27 protein-coding genes and 1 tRNA gene are annotated in these 26842 nt (G+C 70.4%); 8 read left to right on the top strand and 20 right to left on the bottom strand.

The genetic code is table 11. From position 1 onward, the window contains the following. Positions 1-5: 5 nt before the first annotated feature. From proS to DJ73_RS03420, 3 genes are all read left to right on the top strand, one after another. Positions 6-1481, top strand: coding sequence for a proline--tRNA ligase (gene proS, locus DJ73_RS03430; protein ID WP_094524066.1), 1476 nt, complete (start codon positions 6-8; stop codon positions 1479-1481). 157 nt (positions 1482-1638) lie between these two features. Further along, a complete protein-coding gene (locus DJ73_RS03425) occupies positions 1639-2736 on the top strand; it encodes a hypothetical protein (RefSeq protein WP_094557291.1) in 1098 nt (365 codons plus the stop codon). A 143-nt stretch (positions 2737-2879) separates the two neighbouring features. Then, positions 2880-4076, top strand: coding sequence for a hypothetical protein (locus tag DJ73_RS03420; protein WP_094522976.1), 1197 nt, complete (start codon positions 2880-2882; stop codon positions 4074-4076). A gap of 74 nt (positions 4077-4150) precedes the next feature. On the opposite strand, the gene DJ73_RS19645 is transcribed toward DJ73_RS03420, so the two are convergent. Next, positions 4151-4282 (bottom strand): rubrerythrin-like domain-containing protein, encoded by a 132-nt coding sequence (locus DJ73_RS19645; protein ID WP_141211975.1) that lies wholly within the window; start codon positions 4280-4282, stop codon positions 4151-4153. Between the two features lie 225 nt (positions 4283-4507). Here DJ73_RS19645 and DJ73_RS03415 point away from each other — a divergent pair, with 225 nt between their 5' ends. After that, positions 4508-4711, top strand: a complete 204-nt coding sequence (locus tag DJ73_RS03415; protein ID WP_094522978.1) for a hypothetical protein — start codon at positions 4508-4510, stop codon at positions 4709-4711. 83 nt (positions 4712-4794) lie between these two features. On the opposite strand, the gene DJ73_RS03410 is transcribed toward DJ73_RS03415, so the two are convergent. The 8 genes from DJ73_RS03410 to DJ73_RS03375 form a co-directional block, all read right to left on the bottom strand. Next, a tRNA-Thr gene (locus DJ73_RS03410) sits at positions 4795-4867 on the bottom strand. A gap of 598 nt (positions 4868-5465) precedes the next feature. Continuing rightward, positions 5466-5855 (bottom strand): peptide ABC transporter ATP-binding protein, encoded by a 390-nt coding sequence (locus tag DJ73_RS03405; protein ID WP_094522984.1) that lies wholly within the window; start codon positions 5853-5855, stop codon positions 5466-5468. Beyond that, positions 5842-6063, bottom strand: coding sequence for a hypothetical protein (locus tag DJ73_RS03400; protein ID WP_094522986.1), 222 nt, complete (start codon positions 6061-6063; stop codon positions 5842-5844). Before DJ73_RS03400 ends, DJ73_RS03405 begins: the two co-directional genes overlap by 14 nt. 131 nt (positions 6064-6194) lie before the next feature. Continuing rightward, entirely contained in the window at positions 6195-7184 is a 990-nt protein-coding gene (locus DJ73_RS03395; RefSeq protein ID WP_094557290.1) for a class I SAM-dependent methyltransferase family protein, read from the bottom strand. Between the two features lie 93 nt (positions 7185-7277). Next, positions 7278-8780, bottom strand: a complete 1503-nt coding sequence (locus DJ73_RS03390) for an MATE family efflux transporter (protein WP_094557289.1) — start codon at positions 8778-8780, stop codon at positions 7278-7280. 103 nt (positions 8781-8883) lie between these two features. Beyond that, the gene (locus DJ73_RS03385; RefSeq protein WP_094522992.1) at positions 8884-9315 is read right to left on the bottom strand and encodes an EamA family transporter; all 432 of its coding nucleotides are present in this window, start codon (positions 9313-9315) and stop codon (positions 8884-8886) included. A gap of 58 nt (positions 9316-9373) precedes the next feature. Beyond that, positions 9374-11122 (bottom strand): histidine kinase N-terminal 7TM domain-containing protein, encoded by a 1749-nt coding sequence (locus DJ73_RS03380; protein WP_094557288.1) that lies wholly within the window; start codon positions 11120-11122, stop codon positions 9374-9376. Between the two features lie 86 nt (positions 11123-11208). Then, entirely contained in the window at positions 11209-12327 is a 1119-nt protein-coding gene (locus DJ73_RS03375; protein ID WP_094557287.1) for a UbiA family prenyltransferase, read from the bottom strand. 229 nt (positions 12328-12556) lie between these two features. On the opposite strand from DJ73_RS03375, the gene DJ73_RS03370 reads away from it, so the two are divergent. Then, positions 12557-13327 carry a VOC family protein gene (locus DJ73_RS03370; RefSeq protein WP_094522998.1) on the top strand — a complete coding sequence of 257 codons (771 nt, stop codon included), beginning with the start codon at positions 12557-12559 and terminating at the stop codon, positions 13325-13327. Positions 13328-13330: 3 nt separating this feature from the next. Here DJ73_RS03370 and DJ73_RS03365 read toward each other — a convergent pair whose 3' ends face one another. From DJ73_RS03365 to DJ73_RS03325, 9 genes are all read right to left on the bottom strand, one after another. Beyond that, the gene (locus DJ73_RS03365; protein ID WP_094557286.1) at positions 13331-16078 is read right to left on the bottom strand and encodes a PAS domain S-box protein; all 2748 of its coding nucleotides are present in this window, start codon (positions 16076-16078) and stop codon (positions 13331-13333) included. 87 nt (positions 16079-16165) lie between these two features. Continuing rightward, positions 16166-16639 (bottom strand): Zn-ribbon domain-containing OB-fold protein, encoded by a 474-nt coding sequence (locus tag DJ73_RS03360; RefSeq protein ID WP_094557285.1) that lies wholly within the window; start codon positions 16637-16639, stop codon positions 16166-16168. Then, positions 16636-17802: a thiolase domain-containing protein gene (locus tag DJ73_RS03355; RefSeq protein ID WP_094557284.1), complete on the bottom strand. Its 1167-nt coding sequence runs from the start codon at positions 17800-17802 to the stop codon at positions 16636-16638. Before DJ73_RS03355 ends, DJ73_RS03360 begins: the two co-directional genes overlap by 4 nt. Positions 17803-17882: 80 nt before the next feature. Continuing rightward, on the bottom strand, positions 17883-18635 hold the full coding sequence (locus DJ73_RS03350; RefSeq protein WP_094527730.1) for a proteasome assembly chaperone family protein: 753 nt from the start codon (positions 18633-18635) through the stop codon (positions 17883-17885). Between the two features lie 76 nt (positions 18636-18711). Continuing rightward, positions 18712-18894: an RNA-protein complex protein Nop10 gene (locus DJ73_RS03345; RefSeq protein ID WP_094523008.1), complete on the bottom strand. Its 183-nt coding sequence runs from the start codon at positions 18892-18894 to the stop codon at positions 18712-18714. Between the two features lie 25 nt (positions 18895-18919). Next, positions 18920-19720 carry a translation initiation factor IF-2 subunit alpha gene (locus DJ73_RS03340; RefSeq protein ID WP_094557283.1) on the bottom strand — a complete coding sequence of 267 codons (801 nt, stop codon included), beginning with the start codon at positions 19718-19720 and terminating at the stop codon, positions 18920-18922. A gap of 18 nt (positions 19721-19738) precedes the next feature. Beyond that, positions 19739-19912, bottom strand: a complete 174-nt coding sequence (locus tag DJ73_RS03335; protein WP_008004084.1) for a 30S ribosomal protein S27e — start codon at positions 19910-19912, stop codon at positions 19739-19741. A 2-nt stretch (positions 19913-19914) separates the two neighbouring features. Further along, positions 19915-20196, bottom strand: a complete 282-nt coding sequence (locus tag DJ73_RS03330; RefSeq protein WP_053771189.1) for a 50S ribosomal protein L44e — start codon at positions 20194-20196, stop codon at positions 19915-19917. Between the two features lie 115 nt (positions 20197-20311). Beyond that, a complete protein-coding gene (locus DJ73_RS03325; protein ID WP_094557282.1) occupies positions 20312-21007 on the bottom strand; it encodes a cyclase family protein in 696 nt (231 codons plus the stop codon). Positions 21008-21210: 203 nt separating this feature from the next. Between DJ73_RS03325 and DJ73_RS03320 the strand changes: the two genes are divergently transcribed. Then, positions 21211-23394, top strand: coding sequence for a S9 family peptidase (locus tag DJ73_RS03320; protein ID WP_094557281.1), 2184 nt, complete (start codon positions 21211-21213; stop codon positions 23392-23394). A 37-nt stretch (positions 23395-23431) separates the two neighbouring features. Here the strand turns inward: DJ73_RS03320 and mce are convergent, their stop codons facing one another. Continuing rightward, a complete protein-coding gene (gene mce / locus DJ73_RS03315) occupies positions 23432-23815 on the bottom strand; it encodes a methylmalonyl-CoA epimerase (RefSeq protein WP_094557280.1) in 384 nt (127 codons plus the stop codon). A gap of 120 nt (positions 23816-23935) precedes the next feature. On the opposite strand from mce, the gene DJ73_RS03310 reads away from it, so the two are divergent. Beyond that, entirely contained in the window at positions 23936-24739 is an 804-nt protein-coding gene (locus DJ73_RS03310) for a formate/nitrite transporter family protein (protein WP_094523017.1), read from the top strand. Between the two features lie 77 nt (positions 24740-24816). After that, the gene (locus DJ73_RS03305; protein ID WP_094527725.1) at positions 24817-25131 is read left to right on the top strand and encodes a YbjQ family protein; all 315 of its coding nucleotides are present in this window, start codon (positions 24817-24819) and stop codon (positions 25129-25131) included. Positions 25132-25140: 9 nt separating this feature from the next. Here the strand turns inward: DJ73_RS03305 and DJ73_RS03300 are convergent, their stop codons facing one another. Then, on the bottom strand, positions 25141-26817 hold the full coding sequence (locus tag DJ73_RS03300; RefSeq protein WP_094523021.1) for a methylmalonyl-CoA mutase: 1677 nt from the start codon (positions 26815-26817) through the stop codon (positions 25141-25143). Between the last annotated feature and the right edge of the window lie 25 nt (positions 26818-26842).

The following is a 26842-nucleotide window of genomic DNA, read 5'->3' as shown; positions in this document are numbered from 1 at the left end:
CGACAATGAGCGACGACGACCAAGAACTCGGTATCACCGAGTCCAAGTCACACAACACCGGCGAGTGGTACGCCGAAGTCGTACAGAAGGCCGGGCTGGCCGACTACGGCCCCGACGGGATGAGCGGGTTCATCGTCACCCGGCCGCGCGCGTACGCCGTCTGGGAGCGCCTGCAGGGGTTCCTCGACGCGAAGTTCAAGGAGACCGGCGTCCAGAACGCCTACTTCCCCCTCTTCATTCCCGAGTCGTACCTCGAACGGGAGAAGGACATCGTCGAGGGGTTCGACCCCGAGGTCGCGTGGGTGACCCAGGCGGGCACGAAGGAGCTCGAAGAGCGGCTCGCCGTCCGCCCCACCTCCGAGTCGATCATCACGCCGTACATCAGCCAGTGGGTGCGGAGCCACCGCGACCTCCCGCTGCGCGTGAACCAGTGGTGCTCGGTCGTGCGCTGGGAGGCGACGGAGACGAAGCCGTTCTTCCGCACGAAGGAGTTCCTCTGGCAGGAGGGCCACACCGCGCACGCGACGAGCGAGGACGCGTGGGACGAGACCATGACGCGGCTCGACCAGTACGAGTCCGTCTACGAGGACCTGCTGGCGATGCCCGTCCTGAAGGGACAGAAGCCCGACCACGACAAGTTCCCCGGCGCGGACACGACGACGACCGTCGAGGCGCTGATGCCCGACGGGAAGTCGGTGCAGGGGGCGACCTCCCACCACCTCGGACAGTCGTTCGCGGAGGCGTTCGACATCACCTTCTCCGACGAGGACGAGGAGGAGCGGCTCGCGCACACCACCTCGTGGGGGCTCTCGTGGCGCGCGCTCGGCGCGCTGATCATGACCCACTCCGACGAGCAGGGGCTCGTGCTCCCGCCCGGCGTCGCCCCCGAGCAGGTCGTCGTCGTCCCGATCTGGCAGGAGGACACGAAAGACGACGTACTGGAGTACGCCGAGGGCGTCGCCGACGACCTCGACGCGGCGGGCGTCCGCGTCGAGCTCGACGACCGCGACGAGCGCAACCCCGGCTTCAAGTTCAACGAACACGAGCTCAACGGGATCCCGATCCGGATTGAGATCGGCCCCCACGAGGTCGAGGACGGCGAGCTCACGCTCGTTCACCGCCCCGACGGGGAGAGCGTCGTCGAGGACCGCGAGGGCGTCGTCGACACGGTCCGCGACCACCTCGACGAGGTGTACGCGAAGCTGTACGCGGCCGCGGAGGAGACGCTCGACGGCGAGGTCCGCGAGGCCGAGGACCGCGCCGAGATCCTCGGGACGCTCGGCCAGCATGGCGGCTACGTGAAGACGCCGTGGTGCGGCGACGAGGCCTGCGAGGAGCCGATCAAGGAGCCGATGGCCGCCGAGATCGTGATGGTCCCGTTCGAGGACGACGACCCGCTCGTCGACGGCGAGGGCGACGAGACGTGTGCGATCTGCGGCGAGGACGCCGAACGGACCGCCTACTTCGCGAAGTCGTACTGAGGCGTAGAGCCGACGACGCTCCCCGGCGTCGTCGCCGGTACTCGCACGGTCCGCGAGCCCGCTCGCGAACACCCCGCCGCCGTCCCGCGTTTAATCCGCGTTGATCCGACTTAACGGAGATCGGTTTATATACGGATACGTCGCCTACCGTCAGGTGATGAACCGAGGTATCGCGCTCCTCGTCGTCGCGTTCGCGGTAGTCGGCGTCGTCGGGATCGCCGCGGCCGGCCCGGTCGGGACGGCCGTCGCGCAGGGGGACCCGGGGGCGACGAACGAGACGGCCGAGGGCAACGAGACGGCGAACGTGACCGACATCAGCCCCGGTGAGCGCCTTTCAGGCGTGATAGGGGTCCAGCGGGCCGAGATAGCCGGCGAAGTCGATTCGCGGGCGTTCGAGGTAGCACTCAACCGGACGGAGAACGCTGAGGACCGGGCCGACCTAGTCGAGGAGCGGTTGAACCGGACCGAGGGGCGACTGACCGATATCGAGCGGCGGCAGCGAGAACTCCGCGAGCGCCGCGACGCCGGTGAACTGACTCAAGGCGAGTTCGCCGCGCGGATGGCGGAGCTCGGCGCCCGGGCGGAGACGGTCAAGCGTGAGGCGAACCGAAGCGCCGACGTCGCCCGCGATCTCCCCGAGTCGGTTCGGGCGGACCGCGGCCTCGATGAGGAGCGACTCGGCGAGCTTCGCGAGCGCGCCAACGAGGCGAGCGGCCCGGAGGTCGCGGCGATCGCCCGCGGCGTCGCCGGAAACGACGTCGGTGGGCCGTTGGCGGCCGAGCGACGCGGCCCGCCTGAGAACGCGGGTCCAGAGAGCGATCCGGGTCCCGGTGAGGGGGGCGACGGCGGCGACGGCGTTCCCGGGACCGGTGACGGGACGGCCGGCGAGGGTCCGCCCGACCGCGGCGACGGGAGTGACGCCGACGGCAACGCGACGAACGCGACCGGCGACTCGACGAACGCGGTCGGGACGCCGACGGACGGTTCGGGGAACGCGAACGAGGGGGCCGGTCGCGGTGACGGCGGCGACCGCAGTGACGGTGCGGACGGAGGGAACGCGACCGCTCAGGGCGACGGGGGGTCCGCGCCCGCCGGCGACGACCGCGGCGCCGGCGACGACCGCGGCGCCGGTAACGACTCAGTCCCCGGTGCCAGCGCCGCGAGCGCCGTCGACGCCGTCGCTGACCGTCTCGCCGGATCGCTGACGGACGGCACCGACTTCTTTCGAGGGGTCGTCGGCGGTGTCGATGGCTGAGTCGCGGCGGCTCCGGCCGCGGTCCGAGGCGACCGAGACGGAGCCGAGCGGCTCCGTCGCGCGCCCGCCGAGCCGCCCGAATCGCGGGCGGTCTCGTTTTGAAGATAGGAAGCGATTTATCCGAGCCTCGTAACTGTCCGCCCGTGCAGCGAACGGTACTCCTTCTCGTCGTCGCGCTCGTCGCCAGCGCCGGCCTCGCGTCGGTCGGGGCCGCACAGACCGGGGCGGGGCTCCCGTCCGGCGGCTTCGATCAGATGGACGTCAGCCCGGACGACGTCCTGATAGCGGTCACAGTCGAACCCGACGGCGACGCGGTCTGGGAGACCCAGTACCGGATCCGCCTCGCGGACGACGACGAGGAGCAGGCCTTCGAGGAGCTCCGCGCCGACGTGGAGTCGGACCCGGACGCGTACACGAGCCGGTTCGGCGAGCGGATGCGCACGACTGCGGGGGCCGCCGAGAACGCGACGGGCCGCGAGATGAACGTCACGAACGTCAGCGTGAGCGCCGAGCGACGCGAACTCCCGCAGTCGTACGGCGTCCTGACGTACCGGTTCGAGTGGAGCAACTTCGCGGCCGTCGACGGCGACCGACTCCTCGTGGGGGACGCCGTCGACGCGCTGTTCCTCGACGAGAGCACGTCGCTCATCGTCTCGTGGGAAGACGGGTACCGACTCGGCGAGGCGTCCCCGACCCCGACGGAGACCCGTGACGACGCTGTCGTCTGGCAGGGGCCAGTCGACTTCACCGAGGGGGAACCGCGCGTGACGATCGAACAGGAGGAATTCGCCGCCGGAGCGCTCCCGTTCGTCGCCCTCGGACTGCTCGTGGCGATCGTTGCGGTCGTCGGCTACCGTCGCCGCCCCTGGGGAGCGTCGGCTTCGGGCGAGACACCGGTGGCGTCGGCGGAGTCGACCGAGCCCGGGGCGACCACTTCGACCGCGGCTGACGGCGCGAGCGCCTCGCCCGATTCGGCTTCGGGCGAGGACGACGTGACCAGCGACTCGGCCGCCGGAGAGGACGAGTCGGGCACGGACGCGGACGAGGACGCGGACGGCGCGGCGCCGCCGGTCGACGAGGACCTGCTGAGCAACGAGGAGCAGGTGATCCGACTCGTCGAGGAGAACGGCGGCCGGGTCAAACAGAAACGGGTCGCCGAGGAGCTGGACTGGACCGCCGCCAAGACGAGCCAAGTCGTGACTGGGCTCCGGGACGACGGGGACCTCGACGGGTTCCGGCTCGGCCGCGAGAATGTGCTCTCGCTGCCCGAGTACGACGCGGCCGGCGGGGGAGACGCGGACGGCGAGGCCGACGGTACGACGGACGAACGCGAGGAGTGACGCGTCCGAGCGCCGCTCTCGGACCGACTCAGGCGGCCGGTAACGACCGGCCCCTCACTCGCTCTCCGCCCGCGTCAGAGGTCCCGCGACCGACCGAGGTGCTTGAGTTCGCCGCCGCACTCGCACGTGCCGCCGGAGTCCGTCCGTTCCCCGCATTCGAAACACTCGTACAGTTCTTGTCCGTCACTCTCGTATTCTGGTCGCATATCAAGTCTTTTGATAGCAAGTAACATAGCTTCGGCCCTATTATTCTTTAAAGAATACGATATCATATCGGCGAGTGGTTGGACGAACGATCAGACCCGGTACGGGGCGCGCTCGGCGTCGACGGTCCGCCGGTGGGCCGATTCCGTGCCGTCGAGACGACCCGGGAAGACGGGACGAACGGCCGGAACCCGTTCCTTTTTCACTCGAATCGGCGTAGTTGAGGTATGGAGTTCGGCTTCACTCTCGGATCGAACGCCCCGACCGGCGTCTTCGCCCTCCACGCCGCGGTCGCCGCGTTCTTCCTGTACCTCGGGGCTGTGAACGCGGCCGCCGGCGAATCGCTCGGTCTCGCGTTGAACGCGCTCATCGGCGCCATGCTCCTCGTCGCCGGCGTCGTGACGGCGCGGATAACCGAACGGCGAACCTGAGTCACGGCGCGTTCGCCACCCTCGGCCCCGTTGAGTCCGAACGTCACGCGTCGCTTCTCGGCTCCACGTCGTTCCGTTAGAAGAGCCGGAGGAGGGATTTGAACCCCCGACCTATTCCTTACGAAGGAATCGCTCTGCCAGCTGAGCTACCCCGGCGCGCGTCTAACAATTCCCGAACGGCAAAATAAGGGTTCCGAAACGACGACGGCTCGGGGACCGGGCGCGGGCTCGATGCCCTCGACATCTCCCGATCCCTGTGCCCTCAAATTGTTGTCGTTCGTCTCGGTTAAAGTCTAATTCTACCTAGATACGGCGGTTTCTATCGATACTATCACAGGTGTATAAGGAAAAAACATAAATACTTGTTCAGGTCTTCAGTACAGTGTGGTCGCGCCGCGACGGCGGAGATCGGCTCCGTCGGTGGTGCGTGCCCGGTCGAAGCCCGTGCCGGGTGCCGATACTCTCGTCGGTCGCTTCCCCCACGGCGACCCGACGTGGCGGTCACCACTATCAGCGATCCACCGCGGCCGTCGTCCACCCACGTCTCCGACGTGTCAAGCGCGAAATCGCCTCTGACCTCGACGCTCCGACGGCCGCGAACTCTTGTCATGTGACGGGCCGTGTCGTCCCGACCCGCTCGTTCCCGGGCGGGACGACTGCCGCGCTGTCGGTCAGTCCATCCGGTCTCCTCGGTAGTTATCGGTGTGAGAGCCACTCGGCGAGGGGCGGCGCTCGTCCGACGCTCGCCGCGCCCCTAAGCGAAGAGCCGCCGCGGCTCGCTCGCGATCGCCGAGAGACCGCTCGCGCCGGCCCCGAGAGCGCCCGCGACCCGCACCTCCGCCGGTGCGACGCCGAGCTCGCGGGAGAGGCGCCCCGGGCGCGCGTCCGCGCCGATCACCGCGACCGTCCGACCGCGGACCCGGACCTCGGTCGTGAGGCGCGTCGCGGTCAACAGCGCGGCGGGGGCGCGTGCGTCGCCGTTCTCCGGTAGCCTCCGGACGACCCGGATCGCGTCGCGGACGGTCGGTACCTCGACGAACAGCCGCTCGCCGGTCGAGCGGACGTCGAGATCGACGCCGTCGACGGTGAGCGTGAGGTCCTCCGTGACGACCGAGAGCGGCGCCCTCGCGTCAGTCCCGCTCACGGGTCGTGACCCGCACGGTGCCGTCGAGCCGCCAGTTGGCGTGCTCGACGTCGTCGCCGGTTCCGCTGGGGACGTCGACGCTCATGTCCTCGAACTCGTACACGATCTCTGCGTTGCGGCCGGTCAGCCGGTCGTAGAGCCCGATTGCGAGGTCGGGCCACGTGGTCGTCTCGTCGATGCGCTCCTCCGGGTCGACTGTGTCGCTCATAGTCGATGGATACCACGTACCACAGTACTATAAAATTGTCACTCTGTCGAAACCACCGGCGGCGCTGGCGACGGGGAGTCACCGACACGTGATGACGCCGGCGTCGCAGGCGCGACCGACCGAACCGCGCTTCAGAGCCGCGTCAGCCGGACGTCGAGGCAGACGTTGTACTCGTGGGGCGCGTACGACCGGACGACGCGCTCCGTCTCGATGTCGACCGCGTACTCGTCGCCGGCCGCCTCGCGGATCGCCCGCGCTCCGGGGCCGAACGGGTCGTCCTCGTGCTGAATGTCGTAGTAGTGGACCGCGCAGTCGTCGCCGGCCAGCCGAACGGCGGTGTCGAGGAACGCGTCGGCGGAGTGCGGGAGGTTCATCACCAGCCGGTCGGCCGCGTCGGCGTACTCGTCCGCGATCTCCCGCACGTCGCCGGCGATCGCGGTCACGCGGTCGGCGACCCCGTTCCGGGCCGCGTTCTCGCGGAGGTAGTCGACGGCGCGCTCGTTGAGGTCACAGGCGATCACGTCGGCGCCGCGGGACGCCAACGGCACCGCGTAGGGGCCGACGCCCGCGAACATGTCGACGGCGGTCTCGCCCGCCTCGGCCCGCTCGATCACGCGGTGGCGCTCCGTGGCGAGCCGCGGCGAGAAGTACACCTCGGCGACGTCGAGCAGGAACTCGTGGCCGTACTCGCGGTGGACCGTCTCCGTGCCGTTCCCGGCCAGCACGTCCCACCGCCGGACGCGGAGCTCGCCCTCGATCGGCGACGCGCGGTTGAGCACCGTCTCGCAGGGCACGTCGGAGGCCATCACCGCGTCGGCGATCTCGCGGGCGCGCTCGTCGTCGTCCTCGTCGACGATGACGATGTCGCCGAGCCGCTCCAGCGAGGGCTCGTATCCGAGGATGTCGGCCGGCGTCCGCGGACGGTCGCGCTCGGCGGCGTCGCGCTCGACGACGGACGCGTCGAGGTCGGCAGGCACCGCTTCCGGGTCCGTGACGGGGATGTAGATGGCGTCGCCCTCGACCGCGATCTCGTGGTCGCCGTCGAGGACGCCCGCCTCGGCGAGGCGCTCGCGGACGGCCTCTCCGCGCTCGCGGTCGACGGCGACGCAGGGAACGCTCATTGTCGCGGAGAGGCGGAGCGAGCCATAAACGCTGACGCTTTCGGCCGTCCGGGACGGCCGGGCCGACGATCCGGTGCGACCGCGGCGCCGGAGTCAGTCGTCCGCGGTCGCCTCGGGTCGATACGCCTCGCTTATCCCCTTCCACTTCCCCGACCGGAACCGCCAGTAGTTGATCGCGGCGGGGATCGTCGTCTCAGCGAGGAACGCCGTGTAGAGGCCCCACAGCCCGATCGCGGGGAGCGCGACCTCCGGGAGCGTGAGCCCGGTCAGGGGCACGTCGAGCGCGGGGGTCACGTCGTTAGCGCCGACGTACGCGAGCGGGATCGAGACGCAGAACATTCCCAGAAACTGGCTCGCGAAGGGGATCTTCGTGTCGCCGGCCGCGTCGAGCGGTCCCGCCGCCCCGCCGGAGACGCCCTGGAACACGACGGCGACGCAGGCGGCGTACACGAGGTTCACGGCGATCGGGACCTCCGGGCTCTGTGGGCTCTCCGCGAACAGCACCACGATGTCGGTCGCGAACGCGGCGATCAGCGCCGCGGAGACGACGTACGTCGCCACGGAGAAGCGGATGATGTCGCGGGCGTACGCCTCCGCCTCTCCGGGGTCCTCGCCGCCGAGTTCCTGTCCGACGAGGCTTGAGGAGGCGAGCCCGAACCCCCAGCCGGGCGTGTTCATGAGCCCCCAGATGCGCCGTGCGATGACGAACGCGGCCACCGTGTTCTCGCCGAACACGTCGAGGATGGCGAGCATCGGGAACTCCGCGGCGGTCCACACGAGGTTGCGCGCGCCGACCGGGAGCCCGATCTCGACGAGGTCGCGGAGCATGTCCGGGTTCAGGTAGGAGCCGAAGGGGTCGACGGCGACCGGGAACTCGCCGATCAGGGGTGCGCTGCCGCGCACGATCCCGACGGCGAAGCCGGCGACGGCGAGGACGTTCGAGAGGACGGTGCCGACCGCGGCGCCCTCGACCCCCCACCCGAACCCGAAGATGAACAGCGCGCTGAGGACGATGTTCGCGAGCGCGCCGCCCGCCCGCACCTGCATCGCGGTGTACGCGTCGTCGCAGCCGACCAAGACGCGGCTCCCGACGAGGTTGAGAGCGGCGAACGGCACCCCGAGCCCGACGACGCGGAGGTAGTCGGCCCCGAGCGCGATCGCGGCCTCGTTGCTGCTCAGGACGTCGATGAACGCCGGCGCGTACAGCCAGAACGCCGAGCTGACGGGGAGCGTGACGAGCACGACGAGGAGGACGCTCGACCGCACGGCGTCGCCGAGCTCGCCGTACGCCGCCGCGCCGTACCGCTGGGAGACCAGGGCGATGGTACCGCCGGCGACGCCGCCGCCGATCGCGAACGAGAGCCCCCAGTACGGCCCGGCGAACCCGACGCCGGCGACCGCGCTGGTGCCGACCGCGACGCCAACCATCGCGACGTCGACTGCGTTCTTCGACATTCGAGCGATCCCCGTGACGATCCGCGGCCACGCGAGGTCCGTCGTCCGGACCACCCGGTGGCGGTCGATCAGTCCCGCCCTCGCGAGGGCGAAGCCGATGTACAAGATGAGCGCGCGGAAGGGGTTCGGGAGGCGGACCACTGCGAGTACGCCTCTTTCCCGGTGGGCGCTAAAGGGATTTCGTCACGCGGCGGTCGTTTCCGGATCGGGGGACTCGACCGCGACGTTGAGGCGGAGACAGATCTCAGGCGCCCGACACGAGGTACACGGCCGCGGCGGCGAAGACGATCCCGACCGCCTTGCGGGCGGTGAACGACTCGCCGAGGAAGAGGAAGCCGATCACAGACGAGAAGACGAGGAACATCGCGAAGATGGGCGTCACGACGCTCACCGGCCCCAACGCGAGCGACCGGTACAGCGCCAGGATGCCGATCCCGAGGAACACTCCGGCCGCGAGCACGTGGAGGATCTTCGGCGACCCGAGGTGGACGGCGAACCCCTGGCCGGTGTACGCGAGCACGCCGACGGCCATGCAGATGAGCAGGGTGTTAGAGACGACGACGGCGACGTCGCTCGGGACCGCGTCCGGTCCCGTGGTCGCGACGCGCATCAGCGGCGAGACGAGCGCGTACGCGCCCATCGCGAGGAGCGCGTAGGGGAGATACGTAGCGTCCATACCGGCGGGTCGACCGGGGCGAACTAGTGCCTACCGACCCGCGGCCGTCGGCCGGCGGCTACCGACCCGTGCCCGCGGAGCCGGCGGACGCGTGGGTCTCGGCGCCGGCCGACTCCTCCCCGCCCGCCGGCGCCGCGTCGCCGGTGGGGACGGAGACCGTGACGGCCGTCCCGCGGGGCTCCCGCTCCGCGAAGGAGACGCTCCCGCCGACCTCGTCGATCCCCCACTTCACGATCCAGAGGCCGATCCCGCTGCCGTGTTCCAGCGGCGTCTCCGTGCCCTGCGCCAAGACCTCGTACTCGGCCGGGTCGATCCCCGGGCCGTCGTCGGCGACGGAGACCTCGACCCAGCCGTTCGCGACGGTCGCCTCGATCCACACGGACGGCGCGTCCGCGTCGTTGTGCTCGACCGCGTTCGAACAGAGGTTCGCCGCGACGACGCGGAGGGTCGACGGAACCGGCACGTCCGGCACGTCCCCGTCGATCGACACCCGAGCGTCTGGGAACTCCTCGCGGAGGTCGGCCGCCGCCTCCTCGACGACCGCGGACAGCGCGACCGGCGGCTCCGGCTCCGAGACCGGGTCGAACAGTTCGCTCGCGGTCCGGGTCCGCTCGCTGAGATCGAGGATCCGCGATGCGCTCTCCTTGACGACCGACAGCGCGCGCTCGTCTCCGGAGTCGGCCGTCAGTCGGTCGGCGTACCCGTGGATCAGGTTCGTCTCGGTCCGGACGTCGTGTCGAAACACCCTGTTGAGCACGTTCAGCCGCTGCTGCTGACCGAGATACTCGCCAACGTCGTGGAAGACCATGAGCCGCCCGACCGCCCGACCGTGGTTGTCGGTCACGCGTCGCACCGTGACCTCGTACGGTCGGCGCCCGTTCCGTCCCACGATCGAGAGGGGCCCGACGTCGCCCCGTTCACCGTCGAGCGTGTCGTAGCGGGGTACGACCGCGCCGGCCGCCTCGCCGACCGCCGTTCGGCGGTCGACCTCGAACACGTCGGCGGCGCTGCGGTTCAGGTCGAGCACGTGGCCCTCGGTGCCGACGACGAACACGGGGTCGTGGAGCTGCTCGAAGACGAGCTGGCGCGCCCGGCGGCGCGGCGCGGGCGTGAGCGTGAGCAGCCGGAACCGCGACAGCGCGAGGAGGTACGCGACCCCGGAGGCCGCGAACGCGACGGGGGTCGGGTCGAGTCCGGGGATGGGGATCGCCCCGGTGAGATAGAGGACGCTGCTCACCCACGGCACCGCCGTCCCCACGAGCAGCGCCGCGCTCTGCCCCCGGAACGGGCGGGCGTCGTCGCGGACGAGCTGGAGGATCGGGACCGACCCGATCAGCCCCATCAGGTAGGTGTAGCCGGCGATGACGTAGTACCAGTGACCGACGTCGACGCGGAGGAACGACCCGACCGCGGTGTCGGCGACCGCGCGGTCGGTGGTGATGAGCCCCAACGGGTCGCCCGTCGCGACCACGAGGACGGTTATCGCCGGTGCGACGCAGGCCGCCGCCACGACGCTCGGCCGCACGTACCGGTCGCGGCCCGTGTACTCCAGCGCGAACAGCAGCCACCCGACCGGGACCACTACCACGCCGACCCACTGCACGTCGTACCAGAGCGCCTTCGCGGCGAGCGTCGACGCCTCTAACTCGAAGACGAGGAACGTCGTCCACCACACCTGCCCGAAGAGGAGCAGCGCGAGCCACGTCGCCCCCGCCTCCGGCCGCTCCCGCCACGCGAGGATCGCCGCGGACATCCCGGTCACGACCGCGGCGAGAAGCGCGATGGAGAGCGGACTCAGCCCGATCACACTTAATTACATGTAAAGGTGATATAAATCATTTTGTTTCCCTGATTCGACATCCGCGCCGCGATCGGGCGGACGGCGGGAGTCGGTCAGCCGACCAGCGACACCCCCGCGATCGCGGCGCCGACGACGAGGTAAGTGCAGTCCGGGGCGACGCCGAGGACCGCGGCGTCGTCGACGCGGCCGGCGAGGGCGGTGACGCAGACCGACGCGACGATGCCGACGCCGAGCGCCCCGACGAGCGGCCACGCGAACAGCCCGGCGACGGCGGCGGCCGTCACGGCGCCCGCGACGATCAGGTCGACGCCGTACAGCACCCGCCGGGTCCGGGCGACGCCGAGCACGACGGGGAGCGTCTCGACGCCGACCGCCGCGTCCGCCTCCACGTCCCGGACGTTCGGGAGTTCGGCGTCGACGAACGACCGGAGGAGGAAGTACGCGAAGACGACCGGGACGGCCGGCCCCACCGCCGCCTCGGCGAACGCGATCGGGAGGAACGTGAGGGCGGTCGCCCACCCCACGGCGACGACGATCGAGTTGACGACGAGCACGTCCTTCAGGCGGGGGACGTAGCTGTGCCCGCCGTCGGTGACCCCCGCATCGACTCGCCCGACGGGCTGGTCGTCGGGCGCGACGCTCGCGAGGACGTCGCCGACGGCCCGGCCGAGGTCGGGCAACCAGTCGGAGGCGTACACGACCCAGAACGCACCGGGGAGCAGCGTGACCGCGAGCGCGACCGGTCCGCCGATGACCGCGAGCGCGACCGCGGTGCCGTACGCGAGCGTGGCGGCGACCATCAGCTGGTCTCCGTAGCGCCGGGCGAGCAGCGCCCGCTGCGGGGTCGAAGCCGCGTCGGCGTCGGCGTCGGCGACGTGGTCGACGGTGTACACCGCGAAGGTGACCAGTGCGACGACCACCGGGGCGGCTGTCGGCCGGACGCCCAGCAGAACGGTCGCGATGAGCGTCTCGACGGCCGCGACGAGCGCGATGAACGGGGCCCCCGACGCGAACGCGCCGAGGAGGCGCGCGGGGTCGGTAGTCGTCCCGACCGCGGCCGGAGACGTGCCTTTCGGCGCCGCTGACTCTCGACGCGGTGGCGTCGACTCCGTCGAGGCGCGCGGCGGCGTCTCGGACGGGAACTGTTCGGTGTGATTCTCCGAGTCGGTGCCGTCGATGAACTCCGACGGCGGATCTGTCCTGTTTGACATTGTTTGCGGCCGGCACCCCGACTGTCGGTGGCACCCGCCAGCTATACTCAAACCACCGAACCTATTTATACATAATAAAATGAATAAACAAACTGATAATAGTGGGCGTTTTATCTCCGACTGAGCCGATTCGATCTCGCGTGCGTCGCCCACCGGTGGATCGGCGGCGTCCCGAGTCCTCCGTGCCCCCTTCAGTACGCTTTTGGGGCGAGCGGCCGATCCGTCCCCTATGGACGGAACCTTCGACCACACGATGATCCGCGTCGAGGACTTAGAGGAGAGCCTCGACTGGTACCAGACGCACCTGAACTACGAGGAGAAGGGACGCTGGGAGGCGGACACGTTCACCAACGTCTACCTCGGCCCCGAGGACGTCCACGAGGACGGCGCGCTCTTAGAGCTCACCTACAACCACGGCGACCGCACCTACGAGATCGGCGACGCGTGGGGTCACATCGCCGTGCGCGTCCCCGAGGACGCTCTCCAGGAGTCGTACGACCAGCTGATGGCGGAGGGCGTCGAGGACTACCGAGACCCCGAGTCGTGCGGCAACCGCTACGCGTTCGTGAAGGACCCGGACGGCCACGAGATCGAGATCGTCAAGCGCGACTACGGCGAGAAGTGGAGCATCGACCACACGATGATCCGCGTCGAGGACGCCGACGAGGCGCTCGGCTACTGGACCCGCAAGTTCGAGTACACGGAGCAGCCGGGTGGCCGCTGGGAGGCGGACACCTTCTCGAACTACTTCATGGCTCCCGAGGACGCCCCGAAGGAGGCGATGAAGCTGGAGCTCACGTACAACTACGACGGCCGCGAGTACACGATGGGCGACGGCTGGGGCCACCTCTGCGTCCGCGTCGACGACCTCGACGAGGCGTGGGAGACGCTGATGACCCGCGAGGCGCCGGACTACCGCGACCCCGCCTCCTGCGACCACAACTACGCGTTCACGAAGGATCAAGACGGCCACGAGATCGAACTGCTCGTCCGGGAGTAGGCGTCAGCGCCCCTCGTTTCTCGCCGCTCGCTCCGCGACGTCGACGCCGTGCACCTCGAACCGGGCGCCGCCCAGCTCGGGGTCGTCCGTGACCCGCACGTCCCAGCCGTGAGCGGTCGCCACCTGCTCGACGATCCGGAGGCCGAACCCAGTCCCCTCCCGCGAGGTCGAGTAGCCGACGTCGAACACGTCCTCCCGGTCGTCGGGCGGGATTCCGGGCCCGTTGTCTGCGACGAAGAACCCGTCGCCGTCGGTCAGGCCGCCCACCGTGACGGCGACGCGATCGCCGCCGTGCTCGACGCTGTTGCGCATCAGGTTCTCGATCAGCTGTTGCAGCCGGCTCTCGTCGGCGTGCAGCGTCAGGTCGGTCTCGACGGCGAGCGTCGCGTCCGCGGTGTCGACGTTCAGCCAGCAGGACTCGACGACCGCCGCGAAGTCAACGAGCTCCGTGTCGCTCACGCGCTCCCCCTCGCGGGCGAGAGTGAGCAGGTCGCTGATCAGTCCGTCCATCCGTTCATGGGCGCCGGCCGCGGCGTCCAGGTGCGGCGAGTCGCAGTCGTCTCGAGCCAGCTCTACCCGGCCCTGCGCCACGTTGAGCGGGTTTCGGAGGTCGTGGGAGACCACGCTTGCGAACTCCTCCAGCCGGTCGTTCTGCCGTTCTAGCTCCGCGCTCCGCCGGTGGAGCCGCTCGGTACGGGCCTCCGACTGGAACGCCGTCTCCGCGGCGGTCGCGAGGATCTTCGCGAGGAACACGTCGGTCCCGTCGAAGACGCCGGGGTCGGTTTCGCCGATCGATACCGTCCCGTACTCGCCCGCCGGGAGGATCATCAGGCTCCGGAGCCCCGTCCCGTTGTCGACGGCGTCGAGAGTCTCGATGTCGTCGTACACCCGGACCTCGTTCGCCTCGTAGGCCGCCCAGTTGAGGCTCCCGCCGTCGGGCGTGAACACCTCGCGCTCGGGGAGCGTCGCCTCGACGGCCTCCGACACGGCGACCGGGACCAGCCCGCCGGCGTCCTCGTCGTGGATCCGGACGGTCGTCACGGAGAAGCCGAGCACTTCGGCCGCGGCGTCGACGACGCGCTCGGCGATCGCCTCTCGAGAATCCGCGCGGACCAGGTTCCGCGTCGCGTCGTGAAGCCGCTCTAAGCGCGTCTCGCGGTCGACGCGGTCGAGGGCGGCCTCCAGGTGGTTCGCCAGGATCACGGCGATGAGGACGTCCGTGTCGGTGAACGCGTTCGCCGCCGACGCGGAGATGACGAACAGCCCGTGCCCCTCGATCGGGTGGAGCACGAGACTCTCCGCTGGCGTCTCCTCGTCGAGGCGGTCAGACTCGGAGAGCTCGTCGATCGCGAGCGGCTCGTCGCCACGGTACGCCTCCCACGCGAGGGCCGCGCGCGACCCCGGCGGCCCGCCTCGGTCGTACGACGGCTGCTCGTCGAAGAACATGGGGACCGACTCCGCGAGCGCGATCGGCTCCAGCGCATCTCCGGCGTCGTTCTCTAGGTGGATCCCGCTCAGCTCCGCGCCGATGATCGCCGACGCGGCGTCCACCGCCAGCTGCGTCGTCTCCTCGACCGTGCGGGTGTAGTTGAGGTCCCGCGTCCACTCGCGGAGACGGGCCAGCTTCTCCTCGCGCCCCTTCCGGTCGGAGACGTCCCGCGTGTTGATCACGTACCCGTCGATCCCGCTGTCGTCGAGCCTGTTGCTGCCGACAGACTCCACCCACAGGTAGTCGCCGTCGGCGCGCTCCAGCCGGTGCTCTATCGTCGGATTCTCCGCGTCGCCGGCGATCGACTCCCTGAACCCTTCGAGGACGCGTTGGCGGTCGTCCGGGTGCACGTACTCGAACGCGTCCTCACCGAGGAGGTCCGCCGGCTCGTAGCCGAGGAGCGACTCGACGGACGGGCTCGCGTACTGGAACATCCCGTCCGCGTCGAGCGCCGAGACGATGTCGTTGGAGCGCTCGAGGAACGCGCGATGCCGCTCGCGCTCGGTCACGTCTCGGATGATCCCGACAAACCGGCGCTCACCGTCTTCCTCGAACTCGCCGAAGGAGATCGACAGCGGCACCTCGTGGCCCTCGCGGTGCTGGCCCGGGAACTCGACGGCCGACCAGTCCATCTTCGGGTCACCGCCGGAGACGTACCGTTCGACCCCAGCGGTGTGATCCGCGGCCTTCCGGTCCGGCATCAGCTTCGTCAGCGGTTCTCCCTCCAGCTCGCTCGGCGCGTAGCCGAACAGCCGTTCGACGGCGGGGTTCGCGAACCGGATCTCGCTGTCGGCGTCGATGGTGACGATCGCGTCCATCGAGTTGTCGGTGATCGCGCGCAGGTGCGTCCGGGTCCGTTCGGCCTCGCGCTCGGCGCGGCGCTTCATGACGGCGTCGGCGATCCGGTTCGCGAGGATCTCGTACTTCTCGGTACCCCCGCCCTTCTGGAGGTAGTCCGTCACCCCGGCGGAGATCGCCTCGCTGGCGACGGTCTCCGACCCCTTTCCGGTGTACAGGACGAAGGGGAGGTCGGGATCGCGCTCCCGGACGCGCTCTAAGAACTCGATCCCGTTCGGTCCGGGCATGTCGTGGTCGGAGACGACGCAGTCGATCCCGCCCTCGTCGAGCCGCTCCAGCCCGACCGTCGCGTTCGGGGCGGCCTCGACGGCGATCCGCTCGTCCTCGCGTTCGAGGAACGATCCCGTCACCTCCGCGAGGTCCGGGTCGTCGTCGACGAGGAGGACGCGGATCCGGTCTCTCATTGATCCCGAGTACTGGTGACGACGGTATAACCATTTGGTCGGCCAGCGGAAACATCGACCACCCTAGGGCGGGCGGATCCGCGGCTCCTACTCGCCGTCATCCGGCCGGAACGCGACCAGCGGCTCCCCGTCCGTCGCTCGCTCCTCGACGCCGGCCGTCACCGACAGTCCGACCTCGACCGCGTCGCCCTCGGGCTCGACGCCGCGCAGGACCCCCGTCGCTCGGACCGGCCCGAGGTCGACGACCGCGGTGACGTACGGGGCGTCGTCGGCGAACCGCGGCGAGGGCACGTGGACGACGCTGAACGTCTCGACGCGTCCGGTCTCCGTGAGCGGTTCCCGCGAGAGCGCGTCCGACCCGCAGTCCGGACAGATCCGGCGCGGCGGGAGCGACCCGTGGCCGTCGGGGCAGACCAGCGCGTACCCCTCGCCCGCCGCGAGCGCGTCGAGCCACTCGTCGTAGTCGGCGTCGCTGACCGGCGTCGGCGTGGGGCCGGTCCCGTCGGCGTCGCCGCCGTCGCTCCCCGCGTCGCCGTCGTCGCCGGCACCGTCGTCGCTCATTCCGCCACCTCCAGCACGTGGACGACCGCGCTGGCAACGGTTCCGCCCGCGTTGTGCGCGACGCCGACCTCGGCGTCTGGGACGTGTTCGCTGTTCGGGTGGTCGCCCCGCAGCAGCCGCGTCAGTTCGGCGACCTGGGACCCGCCGGTCGCGCCGACCGGGTGCCCCTTCGCCTTCAGGCCGCCGGAGAGGTTCACCGGGAGGTCGCCGTCGGCGGTCGTGATCCCCTCGCGGGCCGCCGAAACCCCCTCGCCGACCTCGAAGAGCCCGAGCGACTCCGTGGCGAGCACCTCGGCGATGGTGAAGCAGTCGTGGACCTCGGCGACGTCGACGTCGTCCGGGCCCACGCCGGCGGCCGCGTAGGCGGCCTCGGCGGCGTCGTCGGCGGCCGGCGTTCGAGCGAGGTGTTCGCGGTCGCCGAGCGCCATCCGGTCGGTCCCCTGTCCGGTCCCCGTCACCGCGACGGGGGCGTCCACGTCGTGTTCCGCGGCGTACTCCGCGGAGACGACCACCAGCGCGCTCGCCCCGTCGGTGATCGGGCAGGCGTCGTAGAGGTGGAGCGGCTCGGCGACCGGCGGCGCGTCCATCGCCTCGTCGACGGACACCTCTCGGCGGTACTGTGCGTACTCGTTCGGGAGCGCGTTCGCGTGGTTCTTCGACGCGACGTGGGCCAAGTCCCGTCGCTCCCCGCCGTACGCCTCGAAGTAGGCGGTCGCCATCAGGGCGTACGCGCCGGGGAACGTGACGCCAGACCGGACCTCGAAGAGGTCGTCGGCGGCCATCGCGAGCCCCTCCGTCACCTCGGCGGTCGGCAGGTTCGTCATGCGCTCCATCCCCCCGGCGAGGACCACGTCGGCGTCGCCCGCGGCGACGGTCCGGACGGCCTCGCGGACGGCGACGCCCGCGGAGGCGCACGCCGACTCGTACCGGGTCGCGGGACAGCGCACGCCGGCGGCCTCGGCCATCAGCGGCGCCTGGTGGCCCTGGTGCTCGGCGAGCGCCCCCATGAAGTTCCCGTAGTTCAGTTCCTCGACGTCCTCTCGCGGGACGCCGGCGTCCTCGAACGCGCGCTCCGCGGCCGTCGCGAAGAGGTCGCGTCCCGCGCGGTCCGCGTGGCTCCCGAAGCGCGTGAGCCCGACTCCGGCGACGCGTGCGTCGGTCATACCTGAACGATAATCGGGGTCCGGTTTATCGCTGCCGGAAGGCGCGGTCGCTCTGTATAAAAAGCCGGTCGGACCGCGTCCTACCCGATGTACCGCAGGTCGTCGTCGGGCACCGCGGGACCGTCCTGCATCTCGCGGATCTTCCCGACCACCTCCTCCATCTCCTCGGCGCGGTCCTCTAAGCTCTCGTAGTCGACCGAGAAGTCGAGGACCGCCTCGAGTGTCTCGAGCACCGCGCGGGCGCTCTTGGGGTCGACGAGGTAGCCGCTCGTCTCGCCCATGAGGCAGGCGGCGTCGAAGCCCCGGCGGCCGCCGAGCCCGAGCACGAGCCCGGAGACGCCGACGATCCCGCCGGCCGGCTCGTCGGGCCGGAACTCGACGCCGGCGTCTTTCAGCCCCTCGACGAGGTCGGCGTCGGAGACCGCGCCGAGCACGGTGTACTCCTCGACGAGCTCGCCGGTCGGCACGCCGCCGAGCGCGTACGCCCGCGTCGCCCCGAACTCCTCGGCGATGTCGAGGAACGTCGTCGTGAGCGTGTAGTGGCCCGCGTTCGAGCCGGCCTGGTGGTCGCCGGTCAACACGAGCAGGTCGGCGCCGTCGGTCTCGACGGCGTGGAACTCGGCGCAGGTAAGCTCCGCGACCCCGTCGCCGTCGACGCTCACCTGCGGCGGGAACTCCGTGGTGTACACGCGGCGGACCAGCTCCCCGTCGAACTCCTCTAACAGGTGCTCCGCCGCCAGCTTCCCCACGTGGCCGACGCCCGGGAGGCCCTCGATGAGCACCGGGTCGTCGAGCTCCGGCGTCGCTACCTCGTCGATCTCGATGTCGTCCATACCGGACTGGTCGGGGCGGCGGTCACAAGAGGGTGGCTATTCCGGCGGCGCGAGAGCCGGACGACCGTCCGACGGCCTACTCCGAGTCCCGCCGCCGCGCCCGCCGCCGGTACTCCCCGTAGGGGTCCTCCGGGCTGAACGGCGCGGGCGCGCTGTTGGCGGTCGGGCCGTCGCACTCGGGACAGCAGTCGCCGAGCGTGTACACCGGCCGATCGTGGGTCGCCTCCCAGTTCGCGCAGACGCGAATGTCGGATTTCACGGGTAGAAAGGTGTCCGCGGAGGGGTTACTCGTCGCCCTCGCGGCGCTCGCGGTGGAAGTCGCCGGCGCCGCCGCGGCCCTCGATCGCCTCGCGGGCGCGGGCCGCGGCCGCCTCCAACTGGTCCTCGGCCGTCTTGTAGTCGGGCGCGCGGACCTTGATCCGGTACTCGGGCGAGCCGACGTAGCCGACCTCCAGGTCGACGCCGTCCGGGACCTCGCCGTTGCCCTCGGCGGCCTCCAGCGCGGCCTTCACGTCGTCGACGCCGTCGGGGGCCGCGGACTCGAGGTCCACGTAGCCGGTCACGTCGACGTACGGCACCGAGACGTTGTCGCGGGCCGCCTCGACGATCGCCTCGCGGGCGTCGTCGTCGAGGTCGACGCCTTCGAGCGCCTCGCTCCCGCTTATCGCCGCCGCCTCGAAGGCGTCGTACAGCGAGTCGTACTCGGCGAGGAGCGCGTTGGCGACCGTGGTGTAGCGGTCGTCGTCGACGTCCTCGCCCAGCGCGATCAGCATCCAGTTGTCGGCCTTCTGCGAGTTCTTCCAGGCCTGTATCTTGTCCTTCCGCTGGTGTTCGTTGACGTCTTTGATCGACAGATCGATCTGGTTCGCGGACTCGTCGACCTCGAGCACCTTCGCGACGACCGTCTGTCCCTCGCGGACGTGGTCGCGGACGTTCTTGATCCAACCGGAGGCGACCTCGCTGATGTGACAGAGGCCGCGCTTCTCCTCGTACTCGTCGAGGTCGACGAACACGCCGAAGTCGGCGATCTCGTCGACGTCGCCGACCACCAGCTCGCCGGGTTCGGGCCAGCCGCTGTACTTCATACGGGGTGGGTGAGGCGGTTACCGCGCCTCAACGGTTTCGACGATCTCGCCGTGGAGCTCCGCCTCCCCGCCGGTCGGGGTCGCGAGCGTCGTGCCGCAGACCGCACACGACACCACGGAGGAGGCCTTGCCGAAGACGACCTGTTCGTTCTCGCAGTCGCCGCAGGCGACGCGGTGGAAGCTTCCCGCCATGCTTACTCCTGGAACGTGAGCCGGCCGGCGCGCCATCCCTCGCGCATGTGGGCCTTGCCGCAGTCGCCGCAGCGGTACTTCAGGTGGGTCTTCTTGGTCGGCTTGTCGCCACCGGGGACCTTCGAGTACCCGCCGGCGTTGCCGATCGTCGCGAGCGCGCGGCGTCGCTGGCGCGCGTCTCGCTTCATTCCGGTCGCCCGACCCGATCGAACCTTCTCCACTTCGTGCTCCTGATGGGAGTCACAGTGTGGACAGTACGTGTTGAAACGACGTGGCATCTCCATGGATATCGACCTTGAGTCGCGGTTCGTCGCCGACGCTTAAAACGGGTTTGGTCTGGCTCCCGGCCGGCGATCGGGCCCGCGGAGCGGTCGAGATACCCGCGCGCCGCCCGGCCAGTTATCCCTCCCACTCCGCGACCGCCCGCACCGGCGACCCGTCCCCGCCGCGCAGGCGGAGCGGGAACGCGTACAGCCGGAACCGCGCCGGCAGCCCGTCGAGCCCGCACAGGTTCTCGACGATCGGGAGGCTCTCTTTTAAGAGGACGTCGTGAGCGGGCGTGCCGTCGGGCTCGTCGCTCGCGGGCGCGACGTTCGTCCTCGCCGCGGTCGGCGTCGGATCCGGCCCGAACGCGTCGACGCCGACGCCGACGCCCCGGTCTCGGCACCGCGCCGCGGCCGCCTCGGTCAGGTACGGGTGGTCGCGGTACCGGTCGCTTCCCCAGTGGGCGGCCCAACCGGTCCGCAGGACGAGGAGGTCGACTCCGAGATCGACCGCGTCCCCTCCGTCCCCGAGGAACCTCGCCTCGTTCTCGAGCGCATCAGCCGTGATCGCCTCCCGCGCCCTCAGCGGCCGGAGGTCGACGAGGCGGGCGTCGAACGCGAACCGACCCGGGTCGATCTCCTCGACGGTCGCTCCCTCCGAGAGCGTGTGGCGCGGCGCGTCGAGGTGGGTCCCGGCGTGGGTGCCGGTCCGGAGCTCGCTCGTCGCGTAGCCGTCGGCCTCGTGGGTCGCGTCGGGCGCGAGCGTCACCTCGGGGTCGCCGGGGTAGATCGGCATCCCCGTCTCGATCGGTCGCGAGAGGTCGCGGAACACGGGTCGGGGTGGGACGCGGCGACGCTTAAAAGGGCGGGCGAACGGGCGCCCGGCCCCGGCGGCACCGTCCGTCGACCGCGGGCTTCGTTTCTCGATCGCGCCGACGCCGTTTTCGGGCCGGTGGCGCCGTTCTCCGACCGCCGGCGCCTCCCCCGACTTCCGCGGCCAGAACGTATTTCCTCCGGCCGCCGTTCGGTGCGTCCATGTCGAAACTGCCGCTCGACGCCTACTACGACCTGACGCAGATCGGCGAGGTCGCCGTCTCTCCCTCCGGGGACCGCGTCGCCTTCACCGCCACCGAGTACGACCAGCGCGAGGACGAGGCCGTGGCCTCGCTGTTCGTCGTCCCGACCGACGGCTCCCGCGAGCCGCACCGCCTGACGAGCGCGTCCGGCGCCTCCGCGCCGGCGTGGGGCCCCGAGGGCGACCGCCTCGCGTTCGTGGCCGCCCGCGACCGCGACGCCGAGCGGCGCGTCGGCTGGCGGGACCGGGAGGAGGAGAGCGACGGAGACGAGGCCGAAACGGCGGACGACGAGAACGGCGCGTCCGGCGACGACGCGTCCGGCGAGGACGACGAGGCGGGCGACGACGAGGGCGAGGGCGCGCCCGGCGACGACGAGCCCAAGCCGCAGGTGTGGCTGTTCGACCTCGCGCTCGGCGGCGACGCGCGGCAGGTCACGGAGCGCGACGAGGGCGTCGCCGACTTCGACTGGTCGCCGTCGGGCGACCGGCTAGCGATCGAGTCGCGCGACCCGACCGACGAGGAGACCGACTACCTCGACCAAGTGCGCGAGGAGGGCGGGCCGATCGAGACGACCCGCCTCCAGCACAAGCTGAACGGCGTCGGCTGGACCGACGAGGTGACGCCGTACCTGTTCGTCGTCGACCTCGACGATCCCGAGAGCGACCCGCGCCGGCTCGACGACGCGTACGGCGGCGGCGCCTTCCAGGACGTGACCGGGATGGACCCTCACTGGGGCGACGACGGCCGGATCGCGTTCACCTCCTGCCGGCTCGACCGCCCCGACGACACCACGGTCCGCGACGTCTACGCGGTGTCGCCCGAGGGCGGCGACGCCGAGCGGCTCACCGGCGGCGACCGCTCTCACGGCGTCCCGACGTGGCGCCCCGGCGCCGGCGAGCTGGTGACGGTCGCGAGCGACCCCGACGACCCGCCCGCGCCGGCCGAGGTGTACCTCGTCGACGGCGACGCGGACGGCGAGGGGGACGCCGAGAGCGTCGCCTCTCTCACCGTCGACCTCGACCGGACGGTCGCCCGCGGCGGCGCGCCGCGCTGGGTCGACGGCGCGATATACGTCCCGATCGCCGACGAGAGCCACACGCGGCTGGTCCGCGTGGAGACCGACGGCTCCGTCGAACGCGTCTTCGCGGCGCAGGGCCGCGACCGCGCGCTGGCCGGCTTCGACGTCTCGGCCGACGGGTCGACGTCGGTGATGATCCTCTCGGACCCGATCGACGGATCCGACCTGTACGCGGTCAACGCCGGCGACCTCGACGACGGATCCGACCCGCCGGCGGAGCCCGAGTCGTTCCGCCGGCTCACGGCCGTCAACGAGTCGCTGATCGACGAGTTCGCGATGCCGGAGGCCACGCGCGTCGGGTGGGAGTCGGACGGCTGGACGCTCGACGGCGTCGTGTATCACGACCCCGAGATCGAGCCGACCGGGGGCGACCACCCGCTCGTGGTCGCGATCCACGGCGGACCGATGTCGTACGACGAGCCCGTGTTCAGCTTCGCGCACGCCGCGCTGACCAGCCGGGGGTACCTCGTGTTCCGACCGAACTACCGCGGGGGCACCTCCCGCGGCCGGGAGTTCACCGCGGAGCTGACCGGCGCCTGGGGAACCGCCGAGGTCGACGACATCGCTGCGGGCGTCGCGTCGCTCGCGGACCGGGGCTGGGTCGACCCCGACCGCGTGTTCGGTCACGGCTTCTCGTACGGCGGGATCGCGCAGGGGTTCCTCGTCACCCGAGAGCCCGACCTCTTCGCCGCCGCCGCGCCGGAGCACGGCATCTACGACCTCCGGTCGGCGTTCGGCACCGACGACACCCACACGTGGTTCGAGGCCGAGTACGGGCTCCCGTGGGAGAACCCGGAGGCGTACGACGCGTCGACCGCGATCCTCGACGCCGGGAGCATCGAGACGCCGCTGCTCGTGATGGCCGGCGGCGAGGACTGGCGGTGCCCGCCCTCCCAGTCCGAGCAGCTGTACGTCGCGGCCCGGAAGCAGGGGGTCGACGCCGAGCTGGTCGTCTACCCGGACGAGCACCACAACATCGGCGACCCGGACCGGGCGATCCACCGGCTGGAGAAGATCCTCGACTGGTACGAGACGCACGACTCGGCGGCGGACGGCGGCGACTGAACGGCGGTCGGCGTCGCCGCAGAGGGGGCCTTCGGGCTCAGTGCTCGACGAACTCCACGAGTACCCCGCCCGTCGACCGCGGATGGAGGAACGCGACCTCGTGGCCCCACGCTCCCGGACGCGGCTCCTCGTCGACGAGGTCGACGCCGAGGTCGCGGGCGCGGTCCAGCGCCCCGCGGAGGTCGTCGGTCGCGAGCGCGACGTGGTGGATCCCCGGCCCCTCCCGGTCGAGGTAGTCGGCGATCGCGCCGCCGTCGTCGGGCTCGAGGAGTTCGAAGTAGCCGCCGTCGAGTTCGAGGAAGACGACGTCCATCCCGTCGAACGTCTCCTCGTGCGCGATCGGCGCGTGGAGCAGGCCCTCGAACAGGTCCGCGAGGTCGGCGGCGTCGCGCGTCGCGACGCCGACGTGATCGAATCGCATACGACTCGGATCCGGCGCCGCCGACTTATAAGAACCGAGCGACGGTCGGGTCCCTCGCTCCGCTCACCGGAATCAAAAGGTTTGGGTAGGCCCCGCGGGAATCGAGGATCGACTCTACCAGTGAGCGACTCACAGACCGACGCGGCGACGGAGCAGATGACGTCGCGGAACATCCTCGGCTCGCTGCTCGAGAGCGCGCTCCACGAGATGAATCGGGAGCGCTCGGGGCTGCTGCTCTCCGGGCTGTCGGCGGGGCTCGACATCGGGTTCGGCCCGCTGATGATGGCGGTGATCCTGACGCTCTCGCCGGGGAGCTTCGGCGACCTCGGGACCGAACTGCTGTTGGCGAGCGTCTACTCCATCGGGTTCATGTTCGTCATCCTCGGCCGCTCGGAGCTGTTCACCGAGCACACGACGCTGGCCGTGATCCCGGTGCTCGATCGGCAGGCGTCGGTCAGGCAGTTGGGCCGGCTCTGGGGGTGGGTGTACGTCGGGAACCTCGCCGGCGGTCTGCTGTTCACCCTGCTCGTGACCCTGTTGATGCCGGAGCTCGGCGTCGTCGATCCCGAGTCGTTCGAGACCATCGCCCTGAAGCTCGTCGACCACGACCTCCCGTGGCTGTTCGTCGGCGGGGTCTTCGCCGGCTGGCTAATGGGCCTGCTGGCGTGGCTCGTGACGGCGGCGCAGGAGACGACCGCCCGAATCCTCCTCGTGCTGATCGTCACCGGGACGATCGGACTGCTTCACCTCCCGCACTCGATCGCGGGCAACGTCGAGGTGCTGTTCGGGCTGATCGTCTCGGACGCGATCTCGCTGTCCGACTACGTCGGGTTCCTCGTGCTGTCGACGGTCGGCAACGCCTTCGGCGGCGCGGTGTTCGTCGCGTTGCTGAAGTACGGTCACGTCGTCCGCGGCGCGGACTGAGGACCGGCGGCGCGGCGGTGGCCGGAGCGGTCGACCGTCGTCGAGATTTATATCGGTGGTCGACGAATCGGCCCTGTATGGAGCTCTCCAACACCGAATCGATCGCCGGCAAGGAAGTGATCGAGACGCTCGGGCTCGTCCGCGGGAACACGGTCCGCGCTCGCAACGTCGGCCGCGACATCACGCAGGGACTCCGCAACCTCGCGGGCGGCGAGCTGAAGGGGTACACCGAGCTGATGACTGACGCCCGGGATCAGGCGCAGGACCGCATGATCGAGGAGGCGGAGGCGCTCGGCGCCGACGGCGTGATCAACGTCCGGTACACGACCTCCTCGATCGCCGACAGCGGCGCGGAGATCCTCGCGTACGGGACCGCGGTGCGGCTTCGGTAGGTCGCCGCCCTACCGCCCCGGCTTGTACTCGCCGAACTCGTCGCGGAACACGTCCGATATCTCCTGGACCGTCGCGTACGCCTTCACGGCGTCGACGACGTGCGGCATCACGTTCTCGGTGCCCCGCGCGGCCTCGCGAAGCGACCCGAGCGCGTCCGCCACCGCGTCGTCGTCGCGGTCGGCCTTCACCTCCTGCAGGCGCTCGCGCTGGTTCTGCTCCTGCTCGGGGTCCACCTCTTCGAGGTCCATCTCCGGCTCCTCGTCGACCGCGTACTCGTTGACCCCGACGATGATCCGCTCTCCCTCCTCGACCTCCCGCTGGCGCTCGAAGGCGACGTCCTGTATCTGCCGCTGGACCCACTGGCTCTCGACCGCCTCTAACATTCCGCCGCGGCGGTCGACCTCGTCGAGGATCTCGAACGCCTCCTCCTCGATCCCGTCGGTGAGGCTCTCCACGTAGTACGACCCGGCCAGCGGGTCGATCGTGTCGGCCGCGCCGGACTCGTGCGCGAGGATCTGCTGGGTGCGAAGCGCGGTCCGGACCGACTTCTCGGTGGGGAGCGCGAGCGCCTCGTCTTTCCCGTTCGTGTGGAGGCTCTGCGTTCCGCCCAACACGGCCGCGAGCGCCTGATACGCGACGCGGACGACGTTGTTCTCGATCTGCTGGGCGGTGAGGGTGGAGCCGCCGGTCTGGGTGTGGAACTTGAGCTGTTTCGACTTGGGGTTCTCCGCGTCGAACCGCTCCTCCATGATCTTCGCCCACATGCGCCGGGCGGCGCGGAACTTCGCGGCCTCCTCGAAGACGTTGTTGTGGGCGTTGAAGAAGAAGGAGAGCTGCGGGGCGAACTCGTCGACGTCGAGGCCGGCGTCGATCGCGGCCTGCACGTACTCGATGCCGTCGCCGAGGGTGAACGCGACCTCCTGGGCCGCGGTCGAGCCCGCCTCGCGGATGTGGTACCCCGAGATGGAGATCGTGTTGAAACTAGGGGTCTCCGCGGCGCAGAAGTCGAAGATGTCCGTGATCAGCCGCATCGACTGCTTCGGCGGGTAGATGTAGAGGTTCCGCGCGATGTACTCCTTCATGATGTCGTTCTGGATGGTGCCCCGGAGCTCCTCGCGCGGGACCCCTTGCTCGTCGCCCATCGCGACGTACATCGCGAGGAGGACGGCCGCGGGGGCGTTGATCGTCATCGACGTCGACACCTCGTCCAAGGGGATCCCGTCGAAGACCGTCTCGAAGTCGTCGAGGGTGTCGATGGCGACGCCCGAGCGCCCCACCTCGCCCTCGGCCATCGCGGCGTCGGAGTCGTACCCCATCTGCGTCGGGAGGTCGAACGCCATCGAGAGCCCGGAGGAGCCCTCGTCGATGAGGTAGTTGAACCGCTCGTTCGTCTCCGCGGCGGTGCCCATCCCCGCGTACTGGCGCATCGTCCAGAGCCGGCCGCGGTGCATCGTCGAGTAGACGCCGCGCGTGTACGGCTCCTCGCCCGGGTTCCCGACGTCCTCGCGGTAGTCGTGGTCGGGGACGTCGGCGGGGGTGTACAGCGGGTCGACCTCCTGGCCGCCCGTGTCGGTGGTGAACGTCTCCTTGCGCTCCCCGAACCGGTCGACCGTCTCGCCGTAGGTCCCGGACTCCCACGACTCCTTGGCCTCCCGAATCTCGGCCAGTTCCTCAGGATCGTACATTAGTGAACCAGTCGTCCGAACGCGA

Origin of the sequence: Halorubrum sp. Ea1 (assembly GCF_002252965.1) — an archaeon.
Taxonomy (GTDB): domain Archaea; phylum Halobacteriota; class Halobacteria; order Halobacteriales; family Haloferacaceae; genus Halorubrum.
The sequence above is the reverse complement of the archived record's forward strand: the minus strand, read 5'-3'. Positions and strand labels throughout refer to the sequence as shown.

Excerpts from the sequence above, each read along its gene's own strand:
- DJ73_RS03330 (WP_053771189.1), bottom strand. The coding sequence starts at position 20,196 with ATGGAGATGCCACGTCGTTTCAACACGTACTGTCCACACTGTGACTCC.
- DJ73_RS03300 (WP_094523021.1), bottom strand. The coding sequence starts at position 26,817 with ATGTACGATCCTGAGGAACTGGCCGAGATTCGGGAGGCCAAGGAGTCG.
- DJ73_RS03340 (WP_094557283.1), bottom strand. The coding sequence starts at position 19,720 with ATGAAGTACAGCGGCTGGCCCGAACCCGGCGAGCTGGTGGTCGGCGAC.
- DJ73_RS03355 (WP_094557284.1), bottom strand. The coding sequence starts at position 17,802 with ATGACCGACGCACGCGTCGCCGGAGTCGGGCTCACGCGCTTCGGGAGC.
- mce (WP_094557280.1), bottom strand. The coding sequence starts at position 23,815 with ATGCGATTCGATCACGTCGGCGTCGCGACGCGCGACGCCGCCGACCTC.
- DJ73_RS03395 (WP_094557290.1), bottom strand. The coding sequence starts at position 7,184 with ATGAGCGTTCCCTGCGTCGCCGTCGACCGCGAGCGCGGAGAGGCCGTC.
- DJ73_RS03335 (WP_008004084.1), bottom strand. The coding sequence starts at position 19,912 with ATGGCGGGAAGCTTCCACCGCGTCGCCTGCGGCGACTGCGAGAACGAA.
- DJ73_RS03385 (WP_094522992.1), bottom strand. The coding sequence starts at position 9,315 with ATGGACGCTACGTATCTCCCCTACGCGCTCCTCGCGATGGGCGCGTAC.
- proS (WP_094524066.1), top strand. The coding sequence starts at position 6 with ATGAGCGACGACGACCAAGAACTCGGTATCACCGAGTCCAAGTCACAC.
- DJ73_RS03400 (WP_094522986.1), bottom strand. The coding sequence starts at position 6,063 with ATGAGCGACACAGTCGACCCGGAGGAGCGCATCGACGAGACGACCACG.
- DJ73_RS03305 (WP_094527725.1), top strand. The coding sequence starts at position 24,817 with ATGGAGCTCTCCAACACCGAATCGATCGCCGGCAAGGAAGTGATCGAG.
- DJ73_RS03350 (WP_094527730.1), bottom strand. The coding sequence starts at position 18,635 with ATGGACGACATCGAGATCGACGAGGTAGCGACGCCGGAGCTCGACGAC.
- DJ73_RS03365 (WP_094557286.1), bottom strand. The coding sequence starts at position 16,078 with ATGAGAGACCGGATCCGCGTCCTCCTCGTCGACGACGACCCGGACCTC.
- DJ73_RS19645 (WP_141211975.1), bottom strand. The coding sequence starts at position 4,282 with ATGCGACCAGAATACGAGAGTGACGGACAAGAACTGTACGAGTGTTTC.
- DJ73_RS03425 (WP_094557291.1), top strand. The coding sequence starts at position 1,639 with ATGAACCGAGGTATCGCGCTCCTCGTCGTCGCGTTCGCGGTAGTCGGC.
- DJ73_RS03320 (WP_094557281.1), top strand. The coding sequence starts at position 21,211 with ATGTCGAAACTGCCGCTCGACGCCTACTACGACCTGACGCAGATCGGC.
- DJ73_RS03375 (WP_094557287.1), bottom strand. The coding sequence starts at position 12,327 with ATGTCAAACAGGACAGATCCGCCGTCGGAGTTCATCGACGGCACCGAC.
- DJ73_RS03415 (WP_094522978.1), top strand. The coding sequence starts at position 4,508 with ATGGAGTTCGGCTTCACTCTCGGATCGAACGCCCCGACCGGCGTCTTC.
- DJ73_RS03360 (WP_094557285.1), bottom strand. The coding sequence starts at position 16,639 with ATGAGCGACGACGGTGCCGGCGACGACGGCGACGCGGGGAGCGACGGC.
- DJ73_RS03370 (WP_094522998.1), top strand. The coding sequence starts at position 12,557 with ATGGACGGAACCTTCGACCACACGATGATCCGCGTCGAGGACTTAGAG.